Here is a 21669-nt window from a genome sequence, read left to right as displayed (position 1 = left end):
AAGTGTGCAACGCATCCTGCTGCGGGTGCTGTGGTTTGCGGTGGTGCTGTGCATGGTGGGTGCATCGGGCGCATGGGCACAACAACCCGCATCGTCGGCTGCCCAGGCAGGCAGCCCTGCGCGCCAGCAGTTGCTGGCGCAGGAGCTGGTGCCGCAGCACCCTGCCCGGTACGCATGGATGCGTGCGGCAGAGGCCCAGGGACAAGGGGCCGATGCGCTTTATCTGCGGCTTGCATTGCTCGACGAATGGTTGCTCGCCCTGGAAGGGCGGCCGGCGAAGGCCAGTCGCACCATCGAAGTTGCCATCGCTCACGGGCGCGAGGTCGATGCGGACGATCTGCAGCGCCGAGCGCGTGCGGTCTGGCCCTCCCTCCTCAAAGCCCAGCTGCGGCCGCTATGGGACATGGACGGCCCCGATGTTCCGCTGCCGTCCGAGCTGGATGCCCTGGGCGCGGACAGCATTGCCCAAGAAGGCCCTGGCCTCTGGGTGCACCGGGCCAAAGATGGCCGGCCTCGGGGCCTTTACCTTTGGCTGGGCGTGCGCAATGGGCTGGGCGAGCCCGTGCCTTTGCCGGAGTTTGCGCTGCGCCTGGGCCGCCCCGGCCAGCAGGCGGCTGCGCCGTTGATGCAATGCTATTTGCCCCGGTACAGCACGCGGCAGCTCATCCCGCCGCAAAGCACGCAGCATTACCTGTGCCGCGCGGGCGAGGGTGGCCTTGGGCTGCCGCCGCCCGGCGTGGGGTGGCTGGCGCAGATGGGTGAGTGGTTCAGCCAGGGGGCGTCCCTGCAGACCGAACTGCCCCAGCGCGACCAGGCCTTGTCGCGCACGGGCCGGATCCTGGGCCAGGTGGACAACCCAGCGGTGGACGACTTCCTGCGTGGTGCCCGTGAATCCACCGAGAAGCAGCAACAACTGCAAAAAGAACGGGCCCAGGCGGAGGCCGCAGCGGCGAAGAAGGCCCGTGAAGCCACGCCAGCGCGCCGCTCTGCTGAGCCGCTACCGCTCTGGCTCAAGCGGGTGGCGTTCTTGGGCGGGGTGGTGGGCGCATTGGTGCTCTATGGCCTGCTCGCGCACCACGTCAGCGTGGCAGTGGCGTCCGGGGTGCTGTGGTTGGGCCTGGCCATTCCGAGCGCGATCTACTTGCGTTCGATCTGGACCATGGGCGGGACCGACGGCTGGGGCAAGCTCGTGGCCATCGTCCTGTCCGGGGCCGCCATCGCTGCGCCTTTTGTGGGCACGCTCACCGCGTACACGGTTTACAAGCTGGTGGTGAGCGCGCGGGCGCGCCGCAAGGCGATCCTCTTTTTGCTCGGCGTGATCGTGGTCATCGTGCTCCATGCGCTGGAGCGGTGGTTGTTCTGGTGACAGCAGGCTCCGCACGCCCGCAGCGGCGCAGGGCCTGGGCCTACAGAGCGGGGAGGCCAGCGGCGCTAGGGTGAAGGGACTCCACGTTGCATACCAAGGCCCCGCATGAAAACGACCCCCACAGCCCCCCGCAAGGAAGAGGAGATCATCCCCTCCGCTCCTGTGCCCGCCCGCACCGAGCGGCGCGTGAACACCACCCAGCCCCAGCCGCACCCTGGCAGCGGACCCGAAGACCTGAGCGGGCCCGAACCCCGCCTGCCCCACGAGCGCGACGAGGCGGTCAACATGACCGACGGCGAACCCGACGCCAAGATGGAGCAGGCCTACCGTGATGTGAAACGTGGCCTGCAGGACACCGACCGGGGGCCACCGGCCGACAAGGCGTACCAGAAGCAGAAACGGTAATGCTACAAATTTGATAGCTGTTTGCGATTGATGGATAAGCGCTAGAGGCCGATTCTTATCAGTTTTACGGCACCCGCGCCGCCCTGAACCAGCGCGGCAGGTGGTCATGGGCGTGCACCAGCGATTCGAGCACGCCGTGGCTGCGCTCCACCACCTCGATGCCCGGCGCTCTGAGGTCCGGCACGATCACTACCGCGACCCCTGCGGCTTGCGCTGCGCGTGCACCGTTCTCGCTGTCTTCAAACGCCAGGCACTGTGCGGGGTCCACGCCCAAGCGCACAGCCGCCAGCTGGTACAGGGCGGGGTCGGGTTTGCCGCGCGGCACCTCGTTGCCGCCAGCCCAGGCGTGAAAGTGCTGCAGCACGCCCACCCTGCCCAGGCGGTGCTCGATCTCGTCGCGCCGCGAGGATGAGGCCACCGCGCAGGGCACGCCTGCTTGCCGCAAGGCGTGCAGCAGCGATGCGGCGCCGGGTTTGAGGGGAAACAGGGGCTCTGGCCCTGCGTCCCACAGGCGCGCAGCCACATCGGACTGCACCTGTTCGAACATCTGCGGACCACCCAGCAAAGCCGTGAGCATGGTGTCGGAGTCGGTGGACGCGCGCCCCACCACCTGCAGGTAGTCGGCCTCTGCCAGTGCAATGCCCCGCGCCCGCGTGGCGTCCAGCCAGGCGCGCAGGGTCACGCGCTCGGAGTCGACCAGCAGTCCGTCCATGTCGAAGATGGCGGCGGTGAAGGGCGGGCGGGGTATCTGCATCGAAATATGATGCCTGCAAAAACCACTGCTTCAGTCCATCCGAGGGAACATGGAAGCCACGACGCGATTCACGCTGGTCTGCAAGAACGATACCGATGCCGACACACTGCATGCGGTTTTCAGCACTCCCGGTGGTGCCGGGCTTGAAGCGGCAGTCAGGGCCTTCTTCGCGGCCCGCAAGATCAGCATCCACCCCACGGACCACCTGGGCTTTGACCACTACGAGCGTTCGGGCCTGGTGATCGACGCGGCATTCACCTCGGGCTCTGCCGATGTTGGTGATTTCATCAAGCCCTTGTCCAAGGTCTGCCATGCGCTGCATGCCGAACTGGTCGATGATGAGGTCGCCCGCAAGCTTGAATATGGCTTCATCGACGGCAAGAAAAAGCCGCCCGTAGATGTCGTGGCCTTGATGAAGACCCTGGCCCCGACCGCCCAGCTCGGCCGTGTGGGAAAGATCATCGAGGCCGCCGAGCGCGAGCAGAACGACCCGACCTATGCCTTCATCCGCGCCATCGGGTTCTCCAAGAACCAGGCCACCGTGCAGGCCCTGCTGGAGAAGGGGGCCGACCCCAACAGCACATTCTCTTCCGGCTACTCCTGCCTGAACAAGGCCATCACCGACAAGCGCGTGAAGGTCGTGCAGCTCATGCTGGAGCATGGCGCCGACCCCAACCTGCCGCACAAGGGCTATCCCAACCTGTACGAGGCCTGTCGGTTCTCTGCACCCAAGATCGTGGACCTGCTGCTGCAGCACGGTGCCGACCCCGATGGGCGCGCTCAGGGCGCATCGGAAACCAGCTACCCCATCGAGATCGCCATCTACTACCACCAAGCCAAGATCGTGCAGTTGCTGCTGGACAAGGGCGCCACAACCCGCGGCCTGCCCAAGCTGGCCAATTTGCTGGAGCTCACGGCCCGCTCGTTCGACGCCATGTATGAGAACCTGGACGGCAAGCTCGCTATCCTGAAACTGCTGGTGCGCGACCCGGCGTGGAAGGCCGAACTCGTGCAACGCCGTGACCGGCTGACCGGAATGCTCCAGCAGTCGTTCGCTGCCTACAAGTACCTGACGCCCAAGGACCGCAAGGACTTCGACGACATCCTGGATTTCATGGCGGCTGCTTGAAGAAATACTGCGGGCTCAGCCGCGCTGCTGCAGCGCCCGCTCGATCCGGTCACGTCGCACCGTCGTCTTGGGCACCTTGAATGGGAACCACGTGCGTACGTCCTCTTCGAGCCCGATGCCGTGCATGTAGTTGTAGATGGCCTTCTTGAGCGCGCCACCCAGCGCGTCGTGGTCCACGCCGGTGGGGTCGATGAAGGCCACGTCGTTCTTGGCAAAGTCACCGGGGGGCAGCGGCGCCAGCGTCACGCCGTATTCCTCGGGGTTCTTGCCGACGGGTGAGTGCACGGTGCAGGCAAAGCGGTGGAAGAACCCGCTCTGGATGCAGCCGTTGGCGAACAGCTGGCGCACGTATTCGAGCGCATCCACCGTGTCCTGCACCGTCTGGGTGGGAAAGCCGTACATCAGGTACGCATGCACCAGGATGCCCGCGTCGGTGAAGGCCCGGGTCACGCGCGCCACCTGGTCCACCGACACGCCTTTTTTCATGAGCTGCAGCAGCCTGTCCGATGCAACCTCCAGCCCGCCCGAGATCGCGATGCAGCCGCTGTCGGCCATCAGCTCGGCCAGGTCGGGCGTGAAGGTTTTTTCAAACCGCACATTGCCCCACCAGCTGATGCCTGCGTTGCGCGCGATGAGCTCGGTAGCCAGCGCCTTGAGCGCCTTGGGCGGTGCGGCTTCGTCCACGAAATGAAAGCCGGTCTGCCCCGTCTCGCGCACGATCTGCTCGATGCGGTCGGCCAGCACGGCGGCGCTGGCGCCTTCGTAGCGGCTGATGTAGTCCAGGCTCACGTCGCAAAAGCTGCACTTCTTCCAGTAGCAGCCATGCGCCACGGTGAGCTTGTTCCAGCGCCCATCGCTCCACAGGCGGTGCATGGGGTTGAGCATGTCCAGGAGCGACAGATACCGGTCCAGCGGCAGGCCGTCCCAGGTGGGTGTTCCCACCTCGGCAAAGGCGATGTCGGCTTCCATCATGTTGATGTACTGCACCGCGCCATCGTCACCGCGCACGAAGGTGCGCACCAAGCGCTGGCGGCCGCGCTCGCCGCGCAGGTGTTCGAGCAGCGCCAGCAAAGGGCGTTCGCCAGCGTCCAGCGTCACATAGTCAAAAAAGTCGAACACACGCGGGTCGGCCAGTTCGCGCAGTTCCGTGTTCACAAAGCCGCCGCCCAGCACGGTGGCGATGTGCGGGTGCCGCGCCTTGATGGCCTGCGCAACGCGGAACGCCGCATACACGGACCCCGGGAACGGCACGGACAGCAGCACCACGCTGGGCTGGTGCTTGGCAATCGCCTCGTGCGTGAGCTGCTCCAGCAGCGTGTCCACCAGCGTGGGTGTTGCCGCCAGCGCGTTGGCCAGCGGGTCAAACGTGGGCTGGCTGCCCGCCAGCGATTCGGCATAGCGCACAAACTCAAAGCGCTCGTCCACCGCGTCGCGCAGCACATCGGCCAGGTCGTTCAGGTACAGCGTGGCCAGGTGCTTGGCCTTGTCCGTCAGGCCGAGCGCGCCAAAGGCCCAGCCCAGCGGGTCCCCGCCTTCGTCATCCACATACACATCCAGTGTGGCAAAGCGCGGGCCCTCGGGCAGGTAGTTCCGTCCCACGATGCGGTGCGCCAGCGTGCTGTCGCGGCCTTGCAAAAAGGCAATGGCGGGGCCGATGGTGGCGAGGTAGCGGTCCTTTTGCTCCGCAAAACTTTGCACGGCGGGGCTCTGCTTTTTGGCGGGCAGCGCATCCACCTGGGCGGCCACCGCGCGCAGCCCTTCGGGCGAGAGCAGGCGCAGCACCAGCGCCAATGCCAGGTCTTCCTGGAACGCCGTCACCCCCCGCGAGCGCAGAAAGCCCGTGAGGTAGGCGGTGGAGGGGTATGGCGTGTTCAGCTGCGTCATCGGGGGGATGACGGAGAGGACGCGCTGGACGGGTGAGGCGGGGGCGACGGCAGACATGGTGGAAACAGGCAATGGGGCGATGCGGTGCCGCCGCAGGGGTCGTGGAACCCCCGATTATCCCGGCCCGGCTTTATCCCTGGTGGGCGGGGGGCGCCGGGGGCACCGCAGCCGCGTGGGGTGTGCCACAGGTCATCCCTGGTAGTTGTTCTTCACCCGCACATAGTGCTCGGCCGAATACTTCAGATAAGAAATCTCCGCATCGGTGAGCGCCCGCTGGCGCACCGCCGGGCGGCCGATGTAGAGGTACCCGCTCTCCAGCACCTTGCCGGGCGAGACCAGGCTGCCCGCGCCCAGCATCACGCGGTCTTCGATGATGGCGTCATCCATCACGATGGAACCCATGCCGATGAGGCATTCGTTGCCGATGCGGCAGCCGTGCAGGATCACCGAGTGGCCCACCGTCACGTAGTCGCCGATGACCAGCGGCGAGCCTTCGGGCTTGCTGGCGTTGCGGTGCGACACATGGCCCATGGTCAGGTCCTGCACGTTGCTGCACACGCCCACGGTGATGCGGTTCACATCGCCGCGCAGCACGGCGTTGCACCACACCGAGCTGTCGCGGCCCAGCCTGACGTCGCCGATGACCTGGGCAGAGTCGTGGATGAAAACGCCGGTGTCCAGGACCGGGGCGGTGTCGAGGTAGGGAGCGAGGGGCATCTTGGTGTCAGGCTGCATGGAAAGAACGGGTGAGCGTAGTGCAAATCGCTCCTCACGCCGGTTTGCTGGCCAGGGTGGTGGCGTGGGTCAGCGCGCTGGGGCGCGGCGAGGGGCAGGTTTCGCAGAGGTTGCAATAGGGGCTGTCGCTGCCTTGCCCGTGCTTCCAGCCGGGGCCTTTTTTGCGGGGGACTTGGCCTCCTTGGTGGGCGCGGCGTAGAACCCCAGAAACATGTCCACCGCATCCTCTACCACTTGCGCTTGCTGTGCGGCGCTCAGGGGCGGCTGGCCCATGGCCAGCTGGGGCCAGAACGCGAAGGCCTTGACCATGCCCTGCAGTTGCTGCGCGGCGTAGGGCACATCCATGGTGGCGCGCAGGCGGCCATCCTGCTGGGCCGCGCGCAGCCAGCGCGGCAGGCCCTCTTCCTTGGCCGAGAGCTTGGCGGTGATGCCGCGCGCGCGCTCGGGGGTGTGCATCATGTCGGCCATGGCCACGCGGCTCAGGTCGATGAAGCTCGCGTCGTTGAGCAGGCGCATCTTTTGCGCCAGCAGCTCCAGCAGCTGGTCACGCAGCGGGCGCGTGGGGGTGTAGGCCAGTTCGTCGGGTGACTGGCTGCGCTCCCACATCAGCAGCAGGATGGCTTCGAACAGTTCTTCCTTGCTTGGGAAGTGGTTGTACACCGTGCGTTTGGACACATCCGCCGCTGCGGCCACGCGGTCCATGCTGGTGCCGTTGAAGCCGTGTTCGCGGAACTCGCCGATGGCGGCCTGCACGATGGCATCGCGCTTGCGGTCGGTCAGGCGAGGGATGGGCTGGGAGGCGATCATGCGCAAATTTTACACCGGGTAGTTTACTTTTCTAAAAAGTGAACTACACTGTGCAGTGTAATTTCTATGTCGCAGATCCGGTGTCACTCTCCATCGCCCGCCGCCGCCGTCTGCTCCCGGCACTTTGTGTCGCCTTCGTTGTACTGATCGTCATGGCCTACAGCCTCTTTTCCCGCGCCGCCCAGCCGGTGGCCGCCTATGAACAGTCGCCGCAGTTTGCGGGTGGCAAATTTCGCAACGTGGCACCCCGCCATGCGCTGGGCGCCCTCAAGACGCTGGAGGTGATGTGGCGCTTTGCCACCGGCAAGCCCGACGACTCGGTTCCGCGCCAGCCCGTGCCGGTGTACGCGGTGATGCGGTCAGACCTGCTGGCAGCGCCCGACCTGAGCCTGTGGCGCCTGGGGCACTCCACCCTGCTCTTTAAGATCAACGGCCAGTTCTGGCTGACCGACCCGGTGTTTTCCGAGCGCGCCTCGCCGTTCCAGTTCCTGGGCCCCAAGCGTTTTCATGCGCCGCCCATCACGATTGACGAGCTGCCGCCCATTACCGGCGTGATCCTGTCGCACGACCACTACGACCACCTGGACTACGCAGCCATCCAGAAGCTTGCGCCCAAGGTGGAGCACTTCATCACGCCGCTGGGCGTGGGCGACCGGCTGATTGGCTGGGGCGTGCCTGCGGCCAAGGTGCAGCAGTTTGACTGGTGGCAGGGCACCACCATTGGCGGGCTGCAGCTGGTGGCCACGCCTGCGCAGCATTTCTCGGGCCGGGGCTTGTCGGACGGCAACAGCACGCTGTGGGCCTCGTGGGTGCTGATCGCGGGTCAAGGCGCTGACCAAGTCCGCGTCTTCTTCAGCGGCGACACGGGCTATTTCGACGGCTTCAAGGCCATTGGCGAGCGGTTCGGCCCGTTCGATCTGACGCTGATCGAAACCGGCGCCTACAACGCCGACTGGCCCGACATCCACATGCACCCCGAGGAGAGCCTGCAAGCCCATCTGGACGTGAAGGGGCGCCATTTGTTCCCCATCCACAACGGCACGTTCGACCTGTCGCTGCACCCCTGGGTGGAGCCGTTCGAGCGCATCACCGCGCTCGCAGCGGCAGCGCAGGTGCCGCTGGTGGCGCCCATCATGGGCGAGCGGCTGGACATCCGCGCGCCCGCGCTGTCCACCCACTGGTGGCGCAAGGTGGAGCCGCAGGCCGAGGCCACGACAGTGGACCGAAGCGTGGCCCTGGCCCCGCAGCCCGGCGCGTGGTGATTTACCGCATGCGCGCCAGCCCGCCCACCACGCGCGCGGCGGCCACGATCTCGGCTTCGCTATAGCCTGCATACCCCAACAGCCAGCCACGCCGCGTGGACTGCATCGCATAGCGCGATAGTGGCGCCAGCATCACCCCGGCGGTGAGCGCCTTGCGGCTCAGGGTCTCGTCGTCACTGCCTGGGGCGGCTTCGTACAGCAGGTGCATGCCCCGGTCGCTGGGCGCCAGCTGAAGGGCCCCACCGCTCGTATCGGCCAGCGCGTCAACCAGCACCCGCTGGCGCGCCTGGTACAGCTCGCGCATCTGCCGCAGATGGCGCAGCAGGTGGCCTTCTGCAATGAAGCGCGCCAGCACCGCCTGGGTGTCGCCCGGCGCGTGCCGGTCGGTGATGGCCCGGGCCATGGCAAAGGCCTCCACCAGTGCGGGCGGCACCACCACAAAACCCAGGCGCAGGCCGGGGTGTAGTGTCTTGCTGAAGGTGCCTACATACAGCACGCGCTCCGAGCCCGGCAGGCTGCACAGGGCGGGTACGCGCTGGGCAGCGCCGCCGTACTGAAACTCGCCGTCGTAGTCGTCTTCCACCACCCAGGCGTCGTGCGTGCGCGCCCATTGCAGCAGCGCCTGCCGCCGGGCCAGGCCCATGCACACGCCGGTGGGGAACTGGTGCGTGGGCGTGACCACCGCCATGCGCGCGCCGGGCCACTGGGCCGCACCCTCGTCGATGCGAAGGCCCTGCGCATCCAGCGCCACGGGCCGCGCCAGCACGCCGTGGCCCAGCAGGCTGGCGCGGATGCCTGGGTAGCCAGGGTCTTCCACCAGCACCTCATCGCCCACGTCCAGCAGCAGCCGCGCGATCAGGTCGATGCCCTGCTGCGAGCCCGAGCACACCACCACCTGCGCCGCATCGCAGCGGATGCCGCGCGAAGCCCACAGCCACAGTGCCACGGCCTGGCGCAGTTCGGGGTCGCCCGCAGGGTCCAGGTACTGCGCGCGTGCGCTGCGCTGGCCGGGGCGGGCCTGGCGCGCGAGGCGGTCCCACAGCGCAAACGGAAACGTGTCCACCTCGGGCGCGCCGATGCGGAACGCGCGTGCCGCCACATGCGGCGGCCGCCAGCGGGCAGCCGTCTCGGCAATGAGCTGCCCGCGCCGCGAGAGCCCACGCGGAGGCGCCACCAGCCCTTGCGTGGGCGGTGCGCCCGCGGCCTGCGAGACATAGGTGCCGTCGCCGACACGCGCCTCCACATATCCTTCGGCCTGCAGGCGCTGCACGGCCCACAGCACGGTGTTGCGTGACACGCCCAGGCTGGCTGCGTGCTCGCGCGACGGCGGCAGGCGCGTGCCCGCCGGCAGCCGGCCCTGTTCGATGGCGCTGCGCAGCTGCTCGTACACCTGCTGGCGCAACTGGCCCAGGCGCCCGTCCCGGGGGGCTGTGGTTTTGGGATTGGCTCCGGCAACTGGCATGAATTGGCCCCTTGGTTGTGGTAGTGCAACCATAAACTGAAGAGCCATTTTAGAAATCCCGGGCTTGTGTTTCCTCCAAGGCCCGGCCACCGCAAGAAAGACCTATCCATGGCCGAGCACACCGCCACTATCACCTGGTCCCGTGGCAACGATGACTTTCTGGACAAGCGCTACCACCGCGCCCACACCTGGCAGTTCGATGGCGGCGCCACCGTGGCCGCGTCGTCGTCACCCCATGTCGTGCCGCTGCCGTATTCCGACGCGGCAGCGGTGGACCCGGAAGAAGCCTATGTCGCCGCGCTGTCGAGCTGTCACATGCTGTGGTTCATGGACTTCGCCAGCCGCGCGGGCTATCGGCTCAACCACTATGCCGACGCGGCCGTGGGCACCATGGCCAAGAACGCAGAGGGCCAGCTAGTGGTCACCCATGTGCAGCTGAGGCCCGTCGCGCGCTTTGATGCGGCGCACGCGCCCAGCGCTGCCCAGCTGGACGACCTGCACCACCGCGCCCACACATCGTGCTTTCTGGCCAACTCGGTCAAGACGCAGATCGACTGCGCGCCCGTGCTCGAAGTGGATGGAGCCTGACATGACCATTGCCAACCGCCAGTTTCAAGTCACCGACCCGGCCGCGCAGCGGGGACTGCTGCAGGCCCAGCCCCTGGCCACCCTGGTCGTGTCGCACGAGGGCACGCTGCACGTGAACCATGTGCCTTTGTATCTGGACCCCTCGCGCGGACCGCACGGCACGCTGGTGGGCCATGTGGGGCGCGGCAACGGCGTGTGGCCGCTGCTGCCGCAAACAGCGGTGGCGGTCTTCCACGGCCCCCAGGCCTATGTGTCGCCCTCGTGGTATCCGTCCAAGGCCATCGACGGCAAGCAGGTGCCCACCTGGAACTACGCCACCGTGCACGCCCACGGCACGCTCAGCGCGGTGGACGATCCAGTGCAGTTGCGCGCCATCCTGCACATTCTGAGCGAGCGGCACGAGGCGCACCGCCCCGACCCTTGGCGCATTGACGATGCCCCGCCCGACTACATCCACAAGCTGCTGGGCGCCATCGTGGGCATCGAGCTGGCGGTGGAGCGTTGGGAAGGCGTCTGGAAGGTGAGCCAGAACCGCACCGACACCGACCGCGCGGGCGTGGTGCAAGGCCTGATGGCCGAGGGCACATCTGCAGCACAAGACATGGCCGCGCTGGTGCTGGCGGCTTGATGCCTTGAGTACACGCCAGTATCAAAATTGATAGCTTGTGGCGCTTGATAGATAAGCGCTAGAGCCTGTTTTGATCATATTTTTTAGGTGGCTGAAATCGTTCATCACCGTTCGGGCTGAGCCTGTCGAAGCCGTGCGCGGCGCTTCGGCAGCCTCAGCGTGAACGGGTTATGGACGAATCATCCCTCCAGCAGCTCCACCCGCAGCGCCACCACTGGCCCGGCCACCGCAGGGTGGGCGGCCAGTGCGTGCACGGCCAGGTCTACCGTGGCTTGGGCAACGGCATCGGTCAGCACCAGCACTTGGGGCTCGCTGCCCGTGGGCAGCGCTTTGTCGCAGGCCAGCTCCACACGCTGCACGGGCACGTGCTGCGCCGCCAGCCAGGCACCCACGGCTTCGATCTGCTGGGCGCTGTGCACAGGCACGCGCAGGTAGTGGCGGGTATGCACGGCTGCGCTGGGCAGCACGGCCAGTTGCTCGTCCATCGCCTGGGGGTGAAACCCCAGGTGCGGCACGCGCTGCTGTGCACGGGTGCCATCCAGGCGCGCCACGTCCACCAGGTCGGCAATCACGGCCGATGCGGTTTGCTCGGACCCCGCACCCGCGCCGTAGAACATCGTCACGCCCGAAGCATCGCCCTTGACCATCACCGCGTTCATGGAGCCGTTCACTTGCGCCAGCAAATGCGCGGCAGGCACCAGCGCAGGTTGCACGCGCAGCTCCACGCCGTCCACATCGCTCTCTTTGCGCCGCTTGGCCACGCCCAGCAGCTTGATGCGAAAGCCCAGCTGCTCGGCGCAGGACACGTCCAGCCCCTGCAGGCGGGTGATGCCCTCCACCTGCGCATCGGCAAAGCGCACCGGCATGCCAAACGCATTGGCCGCCAGCAGCGAGATCTTGTGCGCAGCGTCGACGCCCTCGATGTCAAATGTCGGGTCCGCCTCGGCATAGCCCAGCGCCTGGGCCTGCGCCAGCGCTTCGGCAAAGCCCACACCCTCATCGCGCATCTTGCTCAGGATGAAGTTGGTGGTGCCGTTGATGATGCCCGCCACCCACTCGATGCGGTTGGCCGTCAGGCCCTCGCGCAGCGCCTTTACGATGGGGATGCTCACCGCCACCGCGCCTTCATAGGCCACGGCCACGCCGTGCTGGCGGGCGGCGGCAAAGATCTCGTTGCCGTGCGTGGCCAGCAGCGCCTTGTTGGCCGTGACCACATGCTTGCCCGCGCGGATGGCGGCCAGCACCCAGTCGCGCGCAGGGCCGGTGCCGCCAGCGGCTTCCACCAGCACATCCACATCGGGGTGTGTGGCCACCTGCATGGGGTCGTTGGTCAGGGCCACATCTTTGCCCACCACGCTCATGGCGCGGGCGAGGCTGCGGGCGCAGACCACCACCAGCTTGATGTCCCGCCCTGCGCGGCCTGCGATGAGCGCCTGGTTGCGTGCCAGCACGCGAAAGGTGCCCGCGCCCACGGTGCCAATGCCGATCATGCCCACGCGCAGGGGGCGCATGGCCGCAGTGGGCGACTGCAACGACGGGGCTTCGAGGGACTGGACGGGATCGCGGTACATGGACTTCTCCGGCTAACGAACGAACAAACAAAAAAACCCAGCTGCCAGAGCTGGGTTTCGTGCATTCGTCTTGGGGGAGAAGAGAGCGATCACCAGGTGGCTGCCGAAACGGCCACCTGCGCGTGCTCAGGTGGCCGCGGTGGTAATGGTGGTAATCATTCGTGCACCCAGTGCCCGCTGTTCACCATTGGCCCGCGTGAATGCGGGCGGCATCATGCCCATGCCTTGGAAGGCAGCGGCGCGTGCGGTGAAGGGGATGGAGGTGTACGACATGAAGGGCACAGTGTACCGGATGCGTGCCGGGGCCCGTCAACCCGTTTCTGTGGGCCTGTGGCGCGAAGGACTCACCGACCTTCGGTGGCTGCCACGCGCACCATGCGGATCGCATCGAACGGGCAGCGCACCGCACACAGCGCGCACCCGGTGCAGCCCGGCGCATCGTGCAGGGTGGAACACTTGGGACCCCAGGGCCCTGTGCCTTGCACCTGCAGCGACAGCACATGCGGCGGGCACACCGCAATGCACCAGCCGCAGCCGGTGCAGCGCTGGGGGTCGATGGTGGGCAGTGCCTTGGGGGGGGTCGTGGTCATGGGGTGCGGTGCTGCTGGCAGTGTGCCCCTGGAGCGGGCTCCCCACAAGGAGCGCGCTACAGTGCCCCTCATGAACGCAGAACCCCACTCCACCATCACCCGCCATCTGTTGATCACCGGCCATGTGCAGGGCGTGGGCTACCGCTGGTCCATGGTGCAGGCCGCCGAACGCCTGGGCGTAAAGGGCTGGGTGCGCAACCGCCAGGATGGCCGCGTGGAGGCCTGCGCCTGGGGCACCGAGCAGGCCGTGCTGGCCCTCATCGACTGGGCGCATCAGGGGCCTGTGCATGCGCGGGTGGAACGTGTGGTGGTGGGCAATGTGCCCGATGGTGGCGAGGCCCCGCAGGGGTTTGTGCAGCGAGAAACGCTGTAGCTGCGCCGCTGCTAAGCGCGCAGGCCCAGTTGCCTCAGCAACTCCATCGCGCCCGCAGGCGCTCGCTCTTTCGCGCCGTTGATGAAGTACACGAACACATCGCGCGGCCGCTCGCCGCCGGTCCAGGTGCGCACGCCATCGGCCCACTGTGCAATCGCCTCGTGCGTGTAGCCGGTGGGCACATCGGCCTGGCTGCGCATCAGCCGCAGGTAGGCAAAATCGGCCTCTGCATCTGCGATGGCGGGAAACTTTTCGGAGTCCGTGTAGACAGGCACGCAGCCGTATTGGCGGGCCAGCGCCACGAACTCTGGCGTGGCAAAACTCGGGTGGCGCACATCCAGGGCGTGGCGCAGCCGCAGGCCATCCACCTGTTGTGGCAGCAGGGCCAGAAAGGCCTCGAAGTCCCGTGGCTCAAACACCTTGGTCGGCATGAACTGCCACACGATGGGCCCGAGCTTGTGCTTGAGTTCCGAGATGCCGCTCTCCACAAACCGCGTGATCGACTCGCCTGCCTGCGCCAGCACGCGCCGGTGCGTGGCAAAACGGTTGGCTTTGAGCGAGAACAGGAAACCTTCGGGCGTTTCATCCCGCCACTTGGCGAAGGTGGGCGGCTTGAAGGTGCTGTAGTACGTGCCGTTGACCTCGATGGAGGTGAGCTGGCGGCTGGCGTACTGCAGCTCCTTGCTGTGCGCGAGGCCTGCGGGGTAGAAGTTGTCGCGCCAGGGCTCGAAGGTCCAGCCGCCGATGCCGATGCGGATGCGTGGGTTGTTGCTCTGGTGGTTAGCGCTGGTGGTTAGCGCTGGTTTGCATGGCGTTCCCCGTCGCGGGTTTGCGGACTGGCCACTGTAGCAGTGGCCAACAGGCGCGGTGCGAGGTGGCACTGGGCAGCCTCTGTTCAACCCCGGCGCTGCAGATCCCTTGCGCCATAGGCGCAGTAGCCCGGCTTGGGGCTCTTCTTCTGCGGGTGCAGGCGGCAGGTCTCGGGACGCTTGTCGTACACCGTGCAGAGCCGCGTTTTGGGGGCGAGAAAGTTGCAGTCCCCACTGGCCCGCCGCGCCATCGTGAAGACCGCGTTCTTGTGGTTGAAGTGATCAATCAGCCGCGCCTTCTGCAGCCGCTTGGCAATGTGGCGGATTTCTTCATGCTCGGCCTCGAACGGGTCCACCAGCTCCAGGCGCACCAGGTCGGGCAGCTGTACCTCCAGCGGCATCGTGCAGCAGTTGGCCGCGCAGGTGTCGCACAGGCCCGCGCGGTAGCGGGACCAGGTGTCCAGGCGGTCTACGTCAACGATGGCAATGGGGGAGCGCATGGGGGTGGGATTGTGCCTAATCTCGATCTGCCCAGGCGCACACGGCGCGGTGCACAGCGTCTGTGGGCACAAACTCCTGCTCCAGTCGGCCCTTGTCCTGTGCGCGCAGGTGCGCGTCCAGCGCTCTCTCCTCGGGCGTCCACGTGCCTGTAGCGGTATTGAGAGCATGCACCGGTTCGGCCACGGCCAAGCTCTGATGGACCGTGAAGGTGGCGCGGTCCATCAGCAGTGCCTGCAGGTGCGGCAAATGGCTGCGTGCCTTGGCCAGCATGTGCAAGCCCCAGGTGTCCAGGTCGCCCCAGTAGCCCACGCTGCGCGCCTGCAGCCAGGGCGCGGCCAGCCAGCCCAGGTTGAGGCCCGCGCCCAGCACGGCGATGGTGTCCGCCACGGGCTGCGGTAACTGGTGCAGGCACCGCTCGTTTTCCACCAGCAGGATGCGGCGGGCGGGCAGCGGTGTGGTCAGCAGCTCGCTGGCGCGGACGCGCAGGCGTGCGAAAGGCAGCAGGCCGGGGTACAGCGGGGCGATGAGCAGCCAGTGGTCGTCCTCGGGTAGCGCGCCCAAAAAGCCCACCAGCCCCTGGCGGCTGGCCTCGCCGTCAAAGCGCTCGTCCAGCAAGGCGGTGAGCAGGCTGGCATGGCGCTCGAAGAATTTGCTGTCGTTGCCTTGCACGGCCAAGGCACGCAGGGGCCTGCCTTGGGCGCAGCCGGGCTCCAGTTGCAGCGCCATGCGTGCGGCGGCGATGACCGCTTCGGCGGGGGCGTCGCGCCACTGCACGAGGCGGCGCACCAGCAGGCGCTGAAAGCCGGGGCGCTCTACCTCGGCGATGAGGGTGCTGAGTCGGGCGTAGTCGCTTTTCACCTGCGCATGCCCCGGCACCTTGAAGTGAACGATGGCCGCCACGCACTGCGAGGGCTTGGCCAGTTGCCAGTGGGTGGGCACGGCAATGGCATCGCTACTGCCCCGGTAGCGCCGCTCTTGCCATTGCACGCTGCCCAAGCCGTGCTGCTCCACTGCGCGCCACTGTTGCAGATGGCTGCGCAGCGCGACGGCGTCTCCGATGAAGACAGCAGAATCGGGTTGTCCGATAGACAGTGTCAGCGGCCACGCAGCAGCCGCACCCAGAAGCTGGCGTTCACGCCAATCGGCGCTGGCCCATTGCTGTGCCAGCCGTGCGGCCAGTTCCTGGGGCGACTTCATGCCTCTATACCGGTAGAGCCGCGTGGAGTGCTTGGAGCGCTGCGGCGGAATGCGTCAATCTCTTCCCAGCGCAGCGACGCCAGCGTGGCCTGTGCGCCGCGTCGGTGCACCACCACCGCGCTGCGCGTGTGGTTGCGCAGCAGGCGCACTTCCTTGTTGGGCGTGACGAACAGAGCGTGCAGGCCAAACTCGCGCAGCGCCTGGATGATGCGCGCGGCCACGGCCTGCGAGCTTTTCGAAAACGCCTCGTCCAGCACGATGGTGCCGAACACCGGGCGGCTGGCGCCATCGGGGCACAGCGCGTAGCTCAGCGAGGCGGTGAGCACGTAGCTGGCGATGATCTCTTTTTCGCCCCCGCTGCCGCCTTGCGAGCCGGTGCGCCGCTCCAGCATCTGGCCGCTGGCCCGGTCCAGCACCAGCACGGCAAACTGCAGGCGGTAGCGGGCGTCCAGCAGCGCTTGCGCAGCCTTGTTGCGGCGGTTGCTGACGTGGGTTTGCAGAATCTCCACGATGGCGCGCAGCGCGCGGTAGTGGCTTTGGCCGCCATCGTCGCGCAGGCTCTCGGTGCGCAACTGGGCCTGGGCGCGGTTCAGCTCTTGCAAGCTTTGGTGGACCACGGCGCGGGGCTCCAGCTGCAAATAGCGGCCGGGCTGAAAGTCCACGCGTTGGAGCGTGTGGTTGAGCTGGGCAATGCGCTCTTCAATGTCGGCCACCTGCGCGGCGATGCCGTTGAGCAGCGTGTCCACGCCCTGCTGCGAGGTGTTGTTGAGGTATTCCTGAAACCGCTGGCGCTTGTGCGGCAGGGCTTCTTCCTCCAGCACCTGCAGGCGCTGAAGGTAGTGGGGCAGCGCGTCCACCTCTTGCGCGTGGTCGGCCAGTGCGCCCCGGTCTTCGCCTTTGGCCTTGCCCATCTGGCGCACGATGTCGGTGTGCAGGGTGCTGAGCTTTTTGCTGGCGTCGGAGGTTTTGGCTTGTACCGCAGTGCCTGCGTCGCGCTCCTGGGCTTCGAGGTTGTCGCCATCGAGCAGAGGCAAGCGGTGCCCGGTGCTGGCCAGTTGCGCGGCAAAGTCGGTGTCGATGGCGAATGTGTCGGTGCTGCGCGCTTGGTACGCGCCGTGCTGCTTCTGTGCCGCCGCCCGCAAGGTCTCGTCTTGCGTCTGTGCCGCTTGCAGATCGCGCAGTTGGCCCTCCGCAGCGCGGGTGTGGGTTTGCGCGGCCTCCCAGCGCTGCTGGGCCTGTGCGGTGTCGGAGTCGGGGTGGAGCAGCGCCTGCAGTTGCTGCTCTTTGTGCTGCAACTGCGTTTGGGCGGCGGTGGTGTCCAGGTCTTCGGTCCGCAGTGCCTGGAGCGCGGCCCACAGCTGGCGCTGCTCTTGCGCGCGGCGCTGGGCGTGCAAAGTTTTGGTCTTTTTGGCCTCCAGCGCTTGATGGTCAAGCGCTAGCAGCTCCTTTTGTTGTAGCAAATGCACCAGCCGGTCACGGTTGTCAAACCCCGTCATCCAGTCCTGGTCCAGCCGCTTTTGGTCTTGTTTGTCGAAGTGGCCAGATTGGCTGGACATCAGCCCCTGCGCCGTCATGGCGTGGGGTGTGCGCTCCAGGGTTTGCACGTCGGGCACGCAGTGGCGGTCCAGGCCGTGCAGCAGTTGGCGTAGCGTGTTCAGGTGGGCCGTGGACGCTGCGGGCTTGAGGTTGAGCTTGCGTGCAAAGCCGTCGGCCAGGAAGGCCGCAGGCGTGGCATCGCGCACTTCGAGCAGGCGCACATGCAGCTTGTTGTGCCGCTGGTTCACCCACTGAAGGGCGGCGTGCATCGCTGCGTGGGGCACCAAAATGCGCAGCCGGTGGCTGCCCAGTGCGCGCTCGATGGCGCCGCGCCACGCCTGTTCGGCCTTGCGCACCTCCACCAGTTCGGCGGTGAAGGGCAGATCGCTTTCCGGCAAGTCCAGGTGGTCGGCCAGCTCGGCACGAAAGCGCTGGTGCTCCATCGGCAGGTTGGAGCCGGGGCGCTGGCGCACGGCGTCGTATTCGGCCTGGATCTCGTTCAGGCGGGTGTGGGCGTTGTGGGCCTGGGCGATGGCGCGTTCGGCGTCGGCCTGCAGCCCGGCGTCTTGGGCGTCAATCTGCGCCATCGCCGCCTGGGCTTGGGCCTGGTGGCTGGCCAGGTGGTCAGCCCCTGCGTGGGCCCCCAGCCCCAGGTTGCGCGCCAGTGCCTGGTATTGCGCCAGGTTGCTCTGGACGCGCGCCAGCTCCTTGCGTGCGTGGTCAATGTTCTCGCGCAGCACGTCGATGTTGGCGCCACCGGCTTGCAGGTAGTGGCCGTGCAAGTCCTGTTCGACCTTTCGCGTGGTGTTGACACGCTCTTGCGCGGCATGCAGCGCGTCACCCCGCGCTGCCATCTGTGCCTGCAGTTGCGTGATGCGATCGCCCCACCATTGCACGCCCTGCGCGGCAAACCATTGCGGCAGTTGTTGCTGCAGCGCCTGCAAGCGCGCTAGGTGCTGGGCTTGCTGCTGCTCGCGCGCAGCCAGATCGCGCAGCGGCAGCAGTGACACATACTGCGCGTTGGCCAGCTCCAGGTCGGCGTGGATGGAAGCCAATTCGGCAAACCCATCCACCACCTTTTGTGCGTCTTCAAAGGCCGAGTGATCGTCCAGCACCAGCTCGCGAAAAATCTCGTCAATGCTGTTGAGCTGCTTGAGCCCCGCCGCGCGGTTGAGCAGCGTGAAGGCATTCGGCCCCACTTCGAAGAAGCTGTGCAGCTTGGCTAGGTATGGCGCCTTGCTGCTGAACATCTGTAGGCCGTCGCTGTCCTTGGCCAGCCGCGTCAGGGCCCGTGCGCCGCCGCTGTGCTGCTCTTCCAGCCACAGGTCCAGGCTGTGATTCTGCCCCTGCGCAAAGAACCAGCGCTTTTGCATGTCGGCGGCAGATTGGCTGCTGCCGTCAAACCACAGCAGCGCGCCGAGCCAGACCGATTCAGCCCCGCGCACCAGCCGTGCGGCGATGCCCGTGGCGCAGCGCCCGGCGCGCGCAATGTGGTCGCCGCTGTCGTTGCCCTGGCCGCTGGCGCCGCGCACATAGCTCACCAGGTCGCGGTCGCTTTCGTGCCCACCGGTGGAGGCCAGGTTGTAGCGCGGGCTGGCGCACAGCAGCGTCATCAGCGCATCGACCAGCGTGGTCTTGCCGCTGCCCGTGGGGCCGATGATGGCGCTGTTGCCAGAGTCGATGGCCACCTGGTGGCGGCCCGCGAACGCGCCCCAGTTGTACAGGTGCAGCTCTTGCAGAATGTAGGAGGCGTCAGCGCTCATGGCGTGCCCTCTGCGTTATCTGCGCCGCCTGGTTCCGCCACCGCACGCAGGCGCAGCAGCAGTGTCTGCAGGTTCTCGGGGTTGAGCAGGTGCACGATCATCGGGCGGATGGTGATGCAGTCTTGCGCATCCACCTCGGTCACCATGCCGTGCGTGCGCAGGTTCTCCAGCAGCTGGCCCAGGCGCTTGCGCTCTTGCATGTCGCTGCCAGTGGCCCCGAGGTAGGTTTCGAGCTGCGGCAGCAGGCTGTCTACGGTAACGCGCACCGCCGTGCCGGTGCCGCTTTCCTGCTCGCGCTGCAAGAACTCGCGCCGCAATAGGGCCAGCAGCAGCGACTGCTCCAGCGTCAGCCGCTGGCGCTTCATCAGCGGGTGCGTCCAGTCATCTTGCTCGCTCTCGTCGGTATCGTCGCCCGCGTAGTCGGGCACCACGGCCAGAAAGGCCAGGCCACGCACGTCGTCCACCACCACGCGCAAGTCCAGGGACTCCAGCAGCGCATCGAGCAGCGTGGTTTGCGCCGCAATCAGGTTAAACAGCTTCGGCTTGGTCGCAGATTCGAGCCAGCCGTGCGCTAGCAAAAACTGTAGCGCCTGGCGCACGTTGGGCGGCGTTCTTGAGCTACTTTGTGCCGCAATGCCGCTTTCAACCAGCGCAGGTAGCTCTTCTTCTGATAGCGATTGTTCTGGTTGCGCGCCCGCACCCTGCGCGGCCATGCGGTCAAAAATATCCGGCTCCTGCTGCATCACAGCTCCCACTCTCTTTGCGCCAGCTGCGCACCATCCAGCGCCACGCGCGGCACGGTAAAGCGCCAGTGCTGGATGTCGTCTTGTGTGTCGATGTGCTCCTCGCCCGGCTGCAGCGCCACACCCGCCTCGCGCGCCATGGCCAGCCACAGCGCAAAGGTCTCCAGGTCGTGCTCGCCCGGCGGCAGCGCGGCGGCCAGTTCGGCCAGGGTCATAGGCTGGCCCCGCTCGGCCAACGTTTGCAAGGTGCGCTGCACCAGAGCATCGCGGTCCAGCCCTTCAAACGCCTGCCAGAACTCACCGTCCATCTCGCCCAGGTCGGTGTATTGGGTGGTGAGCAGCAGCGCGGCCTGATCGCCGCCGTCCAGCGATTTGGCGCGCAGCCGTTCCACCAGCGGCACGCTGCCCAGGGCCACGCCCAGCGGCGGCAGCGGTGTGCTTTGGCGGCGCACGGCCTGGCGCTGCCAGTCGATGCGCAGGGCCTGCTCCAGCACGTCGTTGAGCAGCTGGCCCACGCGCTGGTTCTCGGCCACCTGGCCGGTTTTCATGAACTGGCTGACCTCGCGCTCGCTGCGCGCGCGCACGGCCTGCACCACCTTGGCCTCTTTGATCAGCTGCTGCACCAGCAGATGCAGCGTGCTGTGCTGCAGGCCATCGAGCGCCTTGTCCGCTGCCGGGTGCTCCAGGATCTGGCGAATGCGCTGGCGCATTTCTGTCAGCTCGGTTTGGTTGGAAAGTTGCTGGTGAAAGCTGTCGAACACACGGCCCTCTTGCGTGTTCAGCAAGTTGGCATGGCCATCGAGCAACTGGTCCATCACCGCGCCCCGGTGGTGGCGGGCGCTGATGATGGCCTCGCGCAGCGCACGGTCGGCTTCGCGCCACGAATCCTCCACCCGCCGAAAGTCGGCGCGAAGGCTGACGGAGAGTGCATACACCTCGCGAATGCCCTCAATGGCCTGCTCTGGCGTGAGCTCAGCGATGCGCCCCGCCTGCACGTCATCGAGCTGCTGCTGCAGATCGGCCATGCGGCGCTGCAAATGCTCGGTGCGGCTTTGCGGGTCGGGGTTCAGCGCGGCGGCCAGGTTGTCGATTTCGCGCTGCACCACGGCCAGGCGCGATGCGGTGGAGGTCATCATCCGCCCATCGAGTTGCGCGATAAAACGCAGCGCGGTCTTGAGCGCATCGGTCTCAAACACCCGCCCCTCGCGCTCGACCACCAGCCCGCGCCGTATCCACTCGCGCACCTCGCGCCGGGCCTGACTCAGCGTGTCGGTGCTATCGATTTCAAAGTCCACCTCGTTGGCGTGCACTGCCAACATGTCCGCCAGCGCCTGCACGGCGGCGTCGAACGGGACTCCATCGCGCTGGTGTTCAAACAGGGCATCCAGACAGCTCAGCACCAACGGTGCTCGCCGCGAGGCCAGCAACAGCCAGGCTGGGTGCTGCTGGCGGGCTGCGATGTATTTTTGGGTGCGCTGCTGGTTGAGGGTGGGCATGTGCGAAGCCGGAGATGTTCCAATGGCTTGCGCCAAGTATTCAACACTTTTCGCACGGGAGGACACACAA

20 protein-coding genes and 1 pseudogene are annotated in these 21669 nt (G+C 66.8%); 7 read left to right on the top strand and 14 right to left on the bottom strand.

Annotated elements, in window-relative coordinates; translation table 11 throughout:
• Positions 1-4 precede the first annotated feature (4 nt).
• Together C8C94_RS18355 and C8C94_RS18350 are read left to right on the top strand one after the other, a co-directional pair.
• Positions 5-1366 (top strand): hypothetical protein, encoded by a 1362-nt coding sequence (locus tag C8C94_RS18355; RefSeq protein ID WP_233573509.1) that lies wholly within the window; start codon positions 5-7, stop codon positions 1364-1366.
• A 105-nt stretch (positions 1367-1471) separates the two neighbouring features.
• Entirely contained in the window at positions 1472-1771 is a 300-nt protein-coding gene (locus C8C94_RS18350) for a hypothetical protein (protein WP_121421725.1), read from the top strand.
• A gap of 64 nt (positions 1772-1835) precedes the next feature.
• Here the strand turns inward: C8C94_RS18350 and C8C94_RS18345 are convergent, their stop codons facing one another.
• A complete protein-coding gene (locus C8C94_RS18345; protein ID WP_121421724.1) occupies positions 1836-2525 on the bottom strand; it encodes an HAD family phosphatase in 690 nt (229 codons plus the stop codon).
• Positions 2526-2574: 49 nt separating this feature from the next.
• Between C8C94_RS18345 and C8C94_RS18340 the strand changes: the two genes are divergently transcribed.
• The gene (locus C8C94_RS18340) at positions 2575-3654 is read left to right on the top strand and encodes an ankyrin repeat domain-containing protein (RefSeq protein WP_121421723.1); all 1080 of its coding nucleotides are present in this window, start codon (positions 2575-2577) and stop codon (positions 3652-3654) included.
• Between the two features lie 15 nt (positions 3655-3669).
• On the opposite strand, the gene C8C94_RS18335 is transcribed toward C8C94_RS18340, so the two are convergent.
• The 3 genes and pseudogenes from C8C94_RS18335 to C8C94_RS18325 all read right to left on the bottom strand — a co-directional run.
• Positions 3670-5538: a radical SAM protein gene (locus C8C94_RS18335; protein ID WP_121421722.1), complete on the bottom strand. Its 1869-nt coding sequence runs from the start codon at positions 5536-5538 to the stop codon at positions 3670-3672.
• A gap of 189 nt (positions 5539-5727) precedes the next feature.
• On the bottom strand, positions 5728-6255 hold the full coding sequence (locus tag C8C94_RS18330; RefSeq protein ID WP_121422964.1) for a gamma carbonic anhydrase family protein: 528 nt from the start codon (positions 6253-6255) through the stop codon (positions 5728-5730).
• Positions 6256-6465: 210 nt separating this feature from the next.
• Positions 6466-7080 (bottom strand): annotated as a pseudogene (locus C8C94_RS18325) (TetR/AcrR family transcriptional regulator); the annotation flags it as partial.
• 152 nt (positions 7081-7232) lie between these two features.
• Between C8C94_RS18325 and C8C94_RS18320 the strand changes: the two are divergent.
• Complete coding sequence (locus C8C94_RS18320) at positions 7233-8342, top strand: MBL fold metallo-hydrolase (protein ID WP_121421720.1); 1110 nt, start codon at positions 7233-7235, stop codon at positions 8340-8342.
• 1 nt (position 8343) lies between these two features.
• Here C8C94_RS18320 and C8C94_RS18315 read toward each other — a convergent pair whose 3' ends face one another.
• Positions 8344-9804, bottom strand: coding sequence for a PLP-dependent aminotransferase family protein (locus C8C94_RS18315; protein ID WP_121421719.1), 1461 nt, complete (start codon positions 9802-9804; stop codon positions 8344-8346).
• Positions 9805-9912: 108 nt separating this feature from the next.
• Between C8C94_RS18315 and C8C94_RS18310 the strand changes: the two genes are divergently transcribed.
• Both C8C94_RS18310 and C8C94_RS18305 read left to right on the top strand, forming a co-directional pair.
• Complete coding sequence (locus C8C94_RS18310) at positions 9913-10392, top strand: OsmC family protein (RefSeq protein ID WP_121421718.1); 480 nt, start codon at positions 9913-9915, stop codon at positions 10390-10392.
• 1 nt (position 10393) lies between these two features.
• Positions 10394-11020: an FMN-binding negative transcriptional regulator gene (locus tag C8C94_RS18305; protein WP_121421717.1), complete on the top strand. Its 627-nt coding sequence runs from the start codon at positions 10394-10396 to the stop codon at positions 11018-11020.
• Between the two features lie 179 nt (positions 11021-11199).
• On the opposite strand, the gene C8C94_RS18300 is transcribed toward C8C94_RS18305, so the two are convergent.
• The 3 genes from C8C94_RS18300 to C8C94_RS18295 form a co-directional block, all read right to left on the bottom strand.
• Entirely contained in the window at positions 11200-12591 is a 1392-nt protein-coding gene (locus C8C94_RS18300) for a homoserine dehydrogenase (protein ID WP_121421716.1), read from the bottom strand.
• A 126-nt stretch (positions 12592-12717) separates the two neighbouring features.
• Positions 12718-12864, bottom strand: coding sequence for a hypothetical protein (locus C8C94_RS25660; RefSeq protein WP_158603834.1), 147 nt, complete (start codon positions 12862-12864; stop codon positions 12718-12720).
• Between the two features lie 71 nt (positions 12865-12935).
• Positions 12936-13181, bottom strand: a complete 246-nt coding sequence (locus C8C94_RS18295; RefSeq protein ID WP_121421715.1) for an ATP-binding protein — start codon at positions 13179-13181, stop codon at positions 12936-12938.
• Between the two features lie 70 nt (positions 13182-13251).
• Between C8C94_RS18295 and C8C94_RS18290 the strand changes: the two genes are divergently transcribed.
• On the top strand, positions 13252-13554 hold the full coding sequence (locus C8C94_RS18290; RefSeq protein ID WP_121422963.1) for an acylphosphatase: 303 nt from the start codon (positions 13252-13254) through the stop codon (positions 13552-13554).
• 11 nt (positions 13555-13565) lie between these two features.
• Here the strand turns inward: C8C94_RS18290 and C8C94_RS18285 are convergent, their stop codons facing one another.
• The 6 genes from C8C94_RS18285 to C8C94_RS18260 all read right to left on the bottom strand — a co-directional run bounded on the left by C8C94_RS18285 (position 13566) and on the right by C8C94_RS18260 (position 21599).
• Entirely contained in the window at positions 13566-14312 is a 747-nt protein-coding gene (locus C8C94_RS18285; RefSeq protein ID WP_121422962.1) for a DUF72 domain-containing protein, read from the bottom strand.
• A 137-nt stretch (positions 14313-14449) separates the two neighbouring features.
• Positions 14450-14863: a YkgJ family cysteine cluster protein gene (locus C8C94_RS18280; protein ID WP_121421714.1), complete on the bottom strand. Its 414-nt coding sequence runs from the start codon at positions 14861-14863 to the stop codon at positions 14450-14452.
• Between the two features lie 16 nt (positions 14864-14879).
• Positions 14880-16061, bottom strand: coding sequence for a Wadjet anti-phage system protein JetD domain-containing protein (locus C8C94_RS18275; RefSeq protein WP_121421713.1), 1182 nt, complete (start codon positions 16059-16061; stop codon positions 14880-14882).
• On the bottom strand, positions 16058-19360 hold the full coding sequence (locus C8C94_RS18270; RefSeq protein ID WP_121421712.1) for an ATP-binding protein: 3303 nt from the start codon (positions 19358-19360) through the stop codon (positions 16058-16060). The genes C8C94_RS18275 and C8C94_RS18270 overlap by 4 nt, the downstream gene beginning before the upstream one ends.
• Positions 19357-20103: a DUF4194 domain-containing protein gene (locus C8C94_RS18265; RefSeq protein WP_199731286.1), complete on the bottom strand. Its 747-nt coding sequence runs from the start codon at positions 20101-20103 to the stop codon at positions 19357-19359. The genes C8C94_RS18270 and C8C94_RS18265 overlap by 4 nt, the downstream gene beginning before the upstream one ends.
• Positions 20103-21599: a DUF3375 domain-containing protein gene (locus tag C8C94_RS18260; RefSeq protein WP_121421711.1), complete on the bottom strand. Its 1497-nt coding sequence runs from the start codon at positions 21597-21599 to the stop codon at positions 20103-20105. Before C8C94_RS18260 ends, C8C94_RS18265 begins: the two co-directional genes overlap by 1 nt.
• Between the last annotated feature and the right edge of the window lie 70 nt (positions 21600-21669).

It is taken from the genome of Acidovorax sp. 94 (genome assembly GCF_003634645.1).
In the GTDB taxonomy this organism is placed as follows: Bacteria; Pseudomonadota; Gammaproteobacteria; order Burkholderiales; family Burkholderiaceae_C; genus Acidovorax; species Acidovorax facilis.
Note: the sequence above shows the minus strand (reverse complement) of the source record. Positions and strands in the feature narration are given on the sequence as shown.

What these genes read in the sequence shown, in the direction of transcription:
- C8C94_RS18350 (WP_121421725.1), top strand. Translation starts at nt 1,472, where the DNA reads ATGAAAACGACCCCCACAGCCCCCCGCAAGGAAGAGGAGATCATCCCC.
- C8C94_RS18345 (WP_121421724.1), bottom strand. Translation starts at nt 2,525, where the DNA reads ATGCAGATACCCCGCCCGCCCTTCACCGCCGCCATCTTCGACATGGAC.
- C8C94_RS18340 (WP_121421723.1), top strand. Translation starts at nt 2,575, where the DNA reads ATGGAAGCCACGACGCGATTCACGCTGGTCTGCAAGAACGATACCGAT.
- C8C94_RS18335 (WP_121421722.1), bottom strand. Translation starts at nt 5,538, where the DNA reads ATGACGCAGCTGAACACGCCATACCCCTCCACCGCCTACCTCACGGGC.
- C8C94_RS18330 (WP_121422964.1), bottom strand. Translation starts at nt 6,255, where the DNA reads ATGCCCCTCGCTCCCTACCTCGACACCGCCCCGGTCCTGGACACCGGC.
- C8C94_RS18320 (WP_121421720.1), top strand. Translation starts at nt 7,233, where the DNA reads ATGGCCTACAGCCTCTTTTCCCGCGCCGCCCAGCCGGTGGCCGCCTAT.
- C8C94_RS18315 (WP_121421719.1), bottom strand. Translation starts at nt 9,804, where the DNA reads ATGCCAGTTGCCGGAGCCAATCCCAAAACCACAGCCCCCCGGGACGGG.
- C8C94_RS18310 (WP_121421718.1), top strand. Translation starts at nt 9,913, where the DNA reads ATGGCCGAGCACACCGCCACTATCACCTGGTCCCGTGGCAACGATGAC.
- C8C94_RS18305 (WP_121421717.1), top strand. Translation starts at nt 10,394, where the DNA reads ATGACCATTGCCAACCGCCAGTTTCAAGTCACCGACCCGGCCGCGCAG.
- C8C94_RS18300 (WP_121421716.1), bottom strand. Translation starts at nt 12,591, where the DNA reads ATGTACCGCGATCCCGTCCAGTCCCTCGAAGCCCCGTCGTTGCAGTCG.
- C8C94_RS25660 (WP_158603834.1), bottom strand. Translation starts at nt 12,864, where the DNA reads ATGTCGTACACCTCCATCCCCTTCACCGCACGCGCCGCTGCCTTCCAA.
- C8C94_RS18295 (WP_121421715.1), bottom strand. Translation starts at nt 13,181, where the DNA reads ATGACCACGACCCCCCCCAAGGCACTGCCCACCATCGACCCCCAGCGC.
- C8C94_RS18290 (WP_121422963.1), top strand. Translation starts at nt 13,252, where the DNA reads ATGAACGCAGAACCCCACTCCACCATCACCCGCCATCTGTTGATCACC.
- C8C94_RS18280 (WP_121421714.1), bottom strand. Translation starts at nt 14,863, where the DNA reads ATGCGCTCCCCCATTGCCATCGTTGACGTAGACCGCCTGGACACCTGG.
- C8C94_RS18275 (WP_121421713.1), bottom strand. Translation starts at nt 16,061, where the DNA reads ATGAAGTCGCCCCAGGAACTGGCCGCACGGCTGGCACAGCAATGGGCC.
- C8C94_RS18270 (WP_121421712.1), bottom strand. Translation starts at nt 19,360, where the DNA reads ATGAGCGCTGACGCCTCCTACATTCTGCAAGAGCTGCACCTGTACAAC.
- C8C94_RS18265 (WP_199731286.1), bottom strand. Translation starts at nt 20,103, where the DNA reads ATGCAGCAGGAGCCGGATATTTTTGACCGCATGGCCGCGCAGGGTGCG.
- C8C94_RS18260 (WP_121421711.1), bottom strand. Translation starts at nt 21,599, where the DNA reads ATGCCCACCCTCAACCAGCAGCGCACCCAAAAATACATCGCAGCCCGC.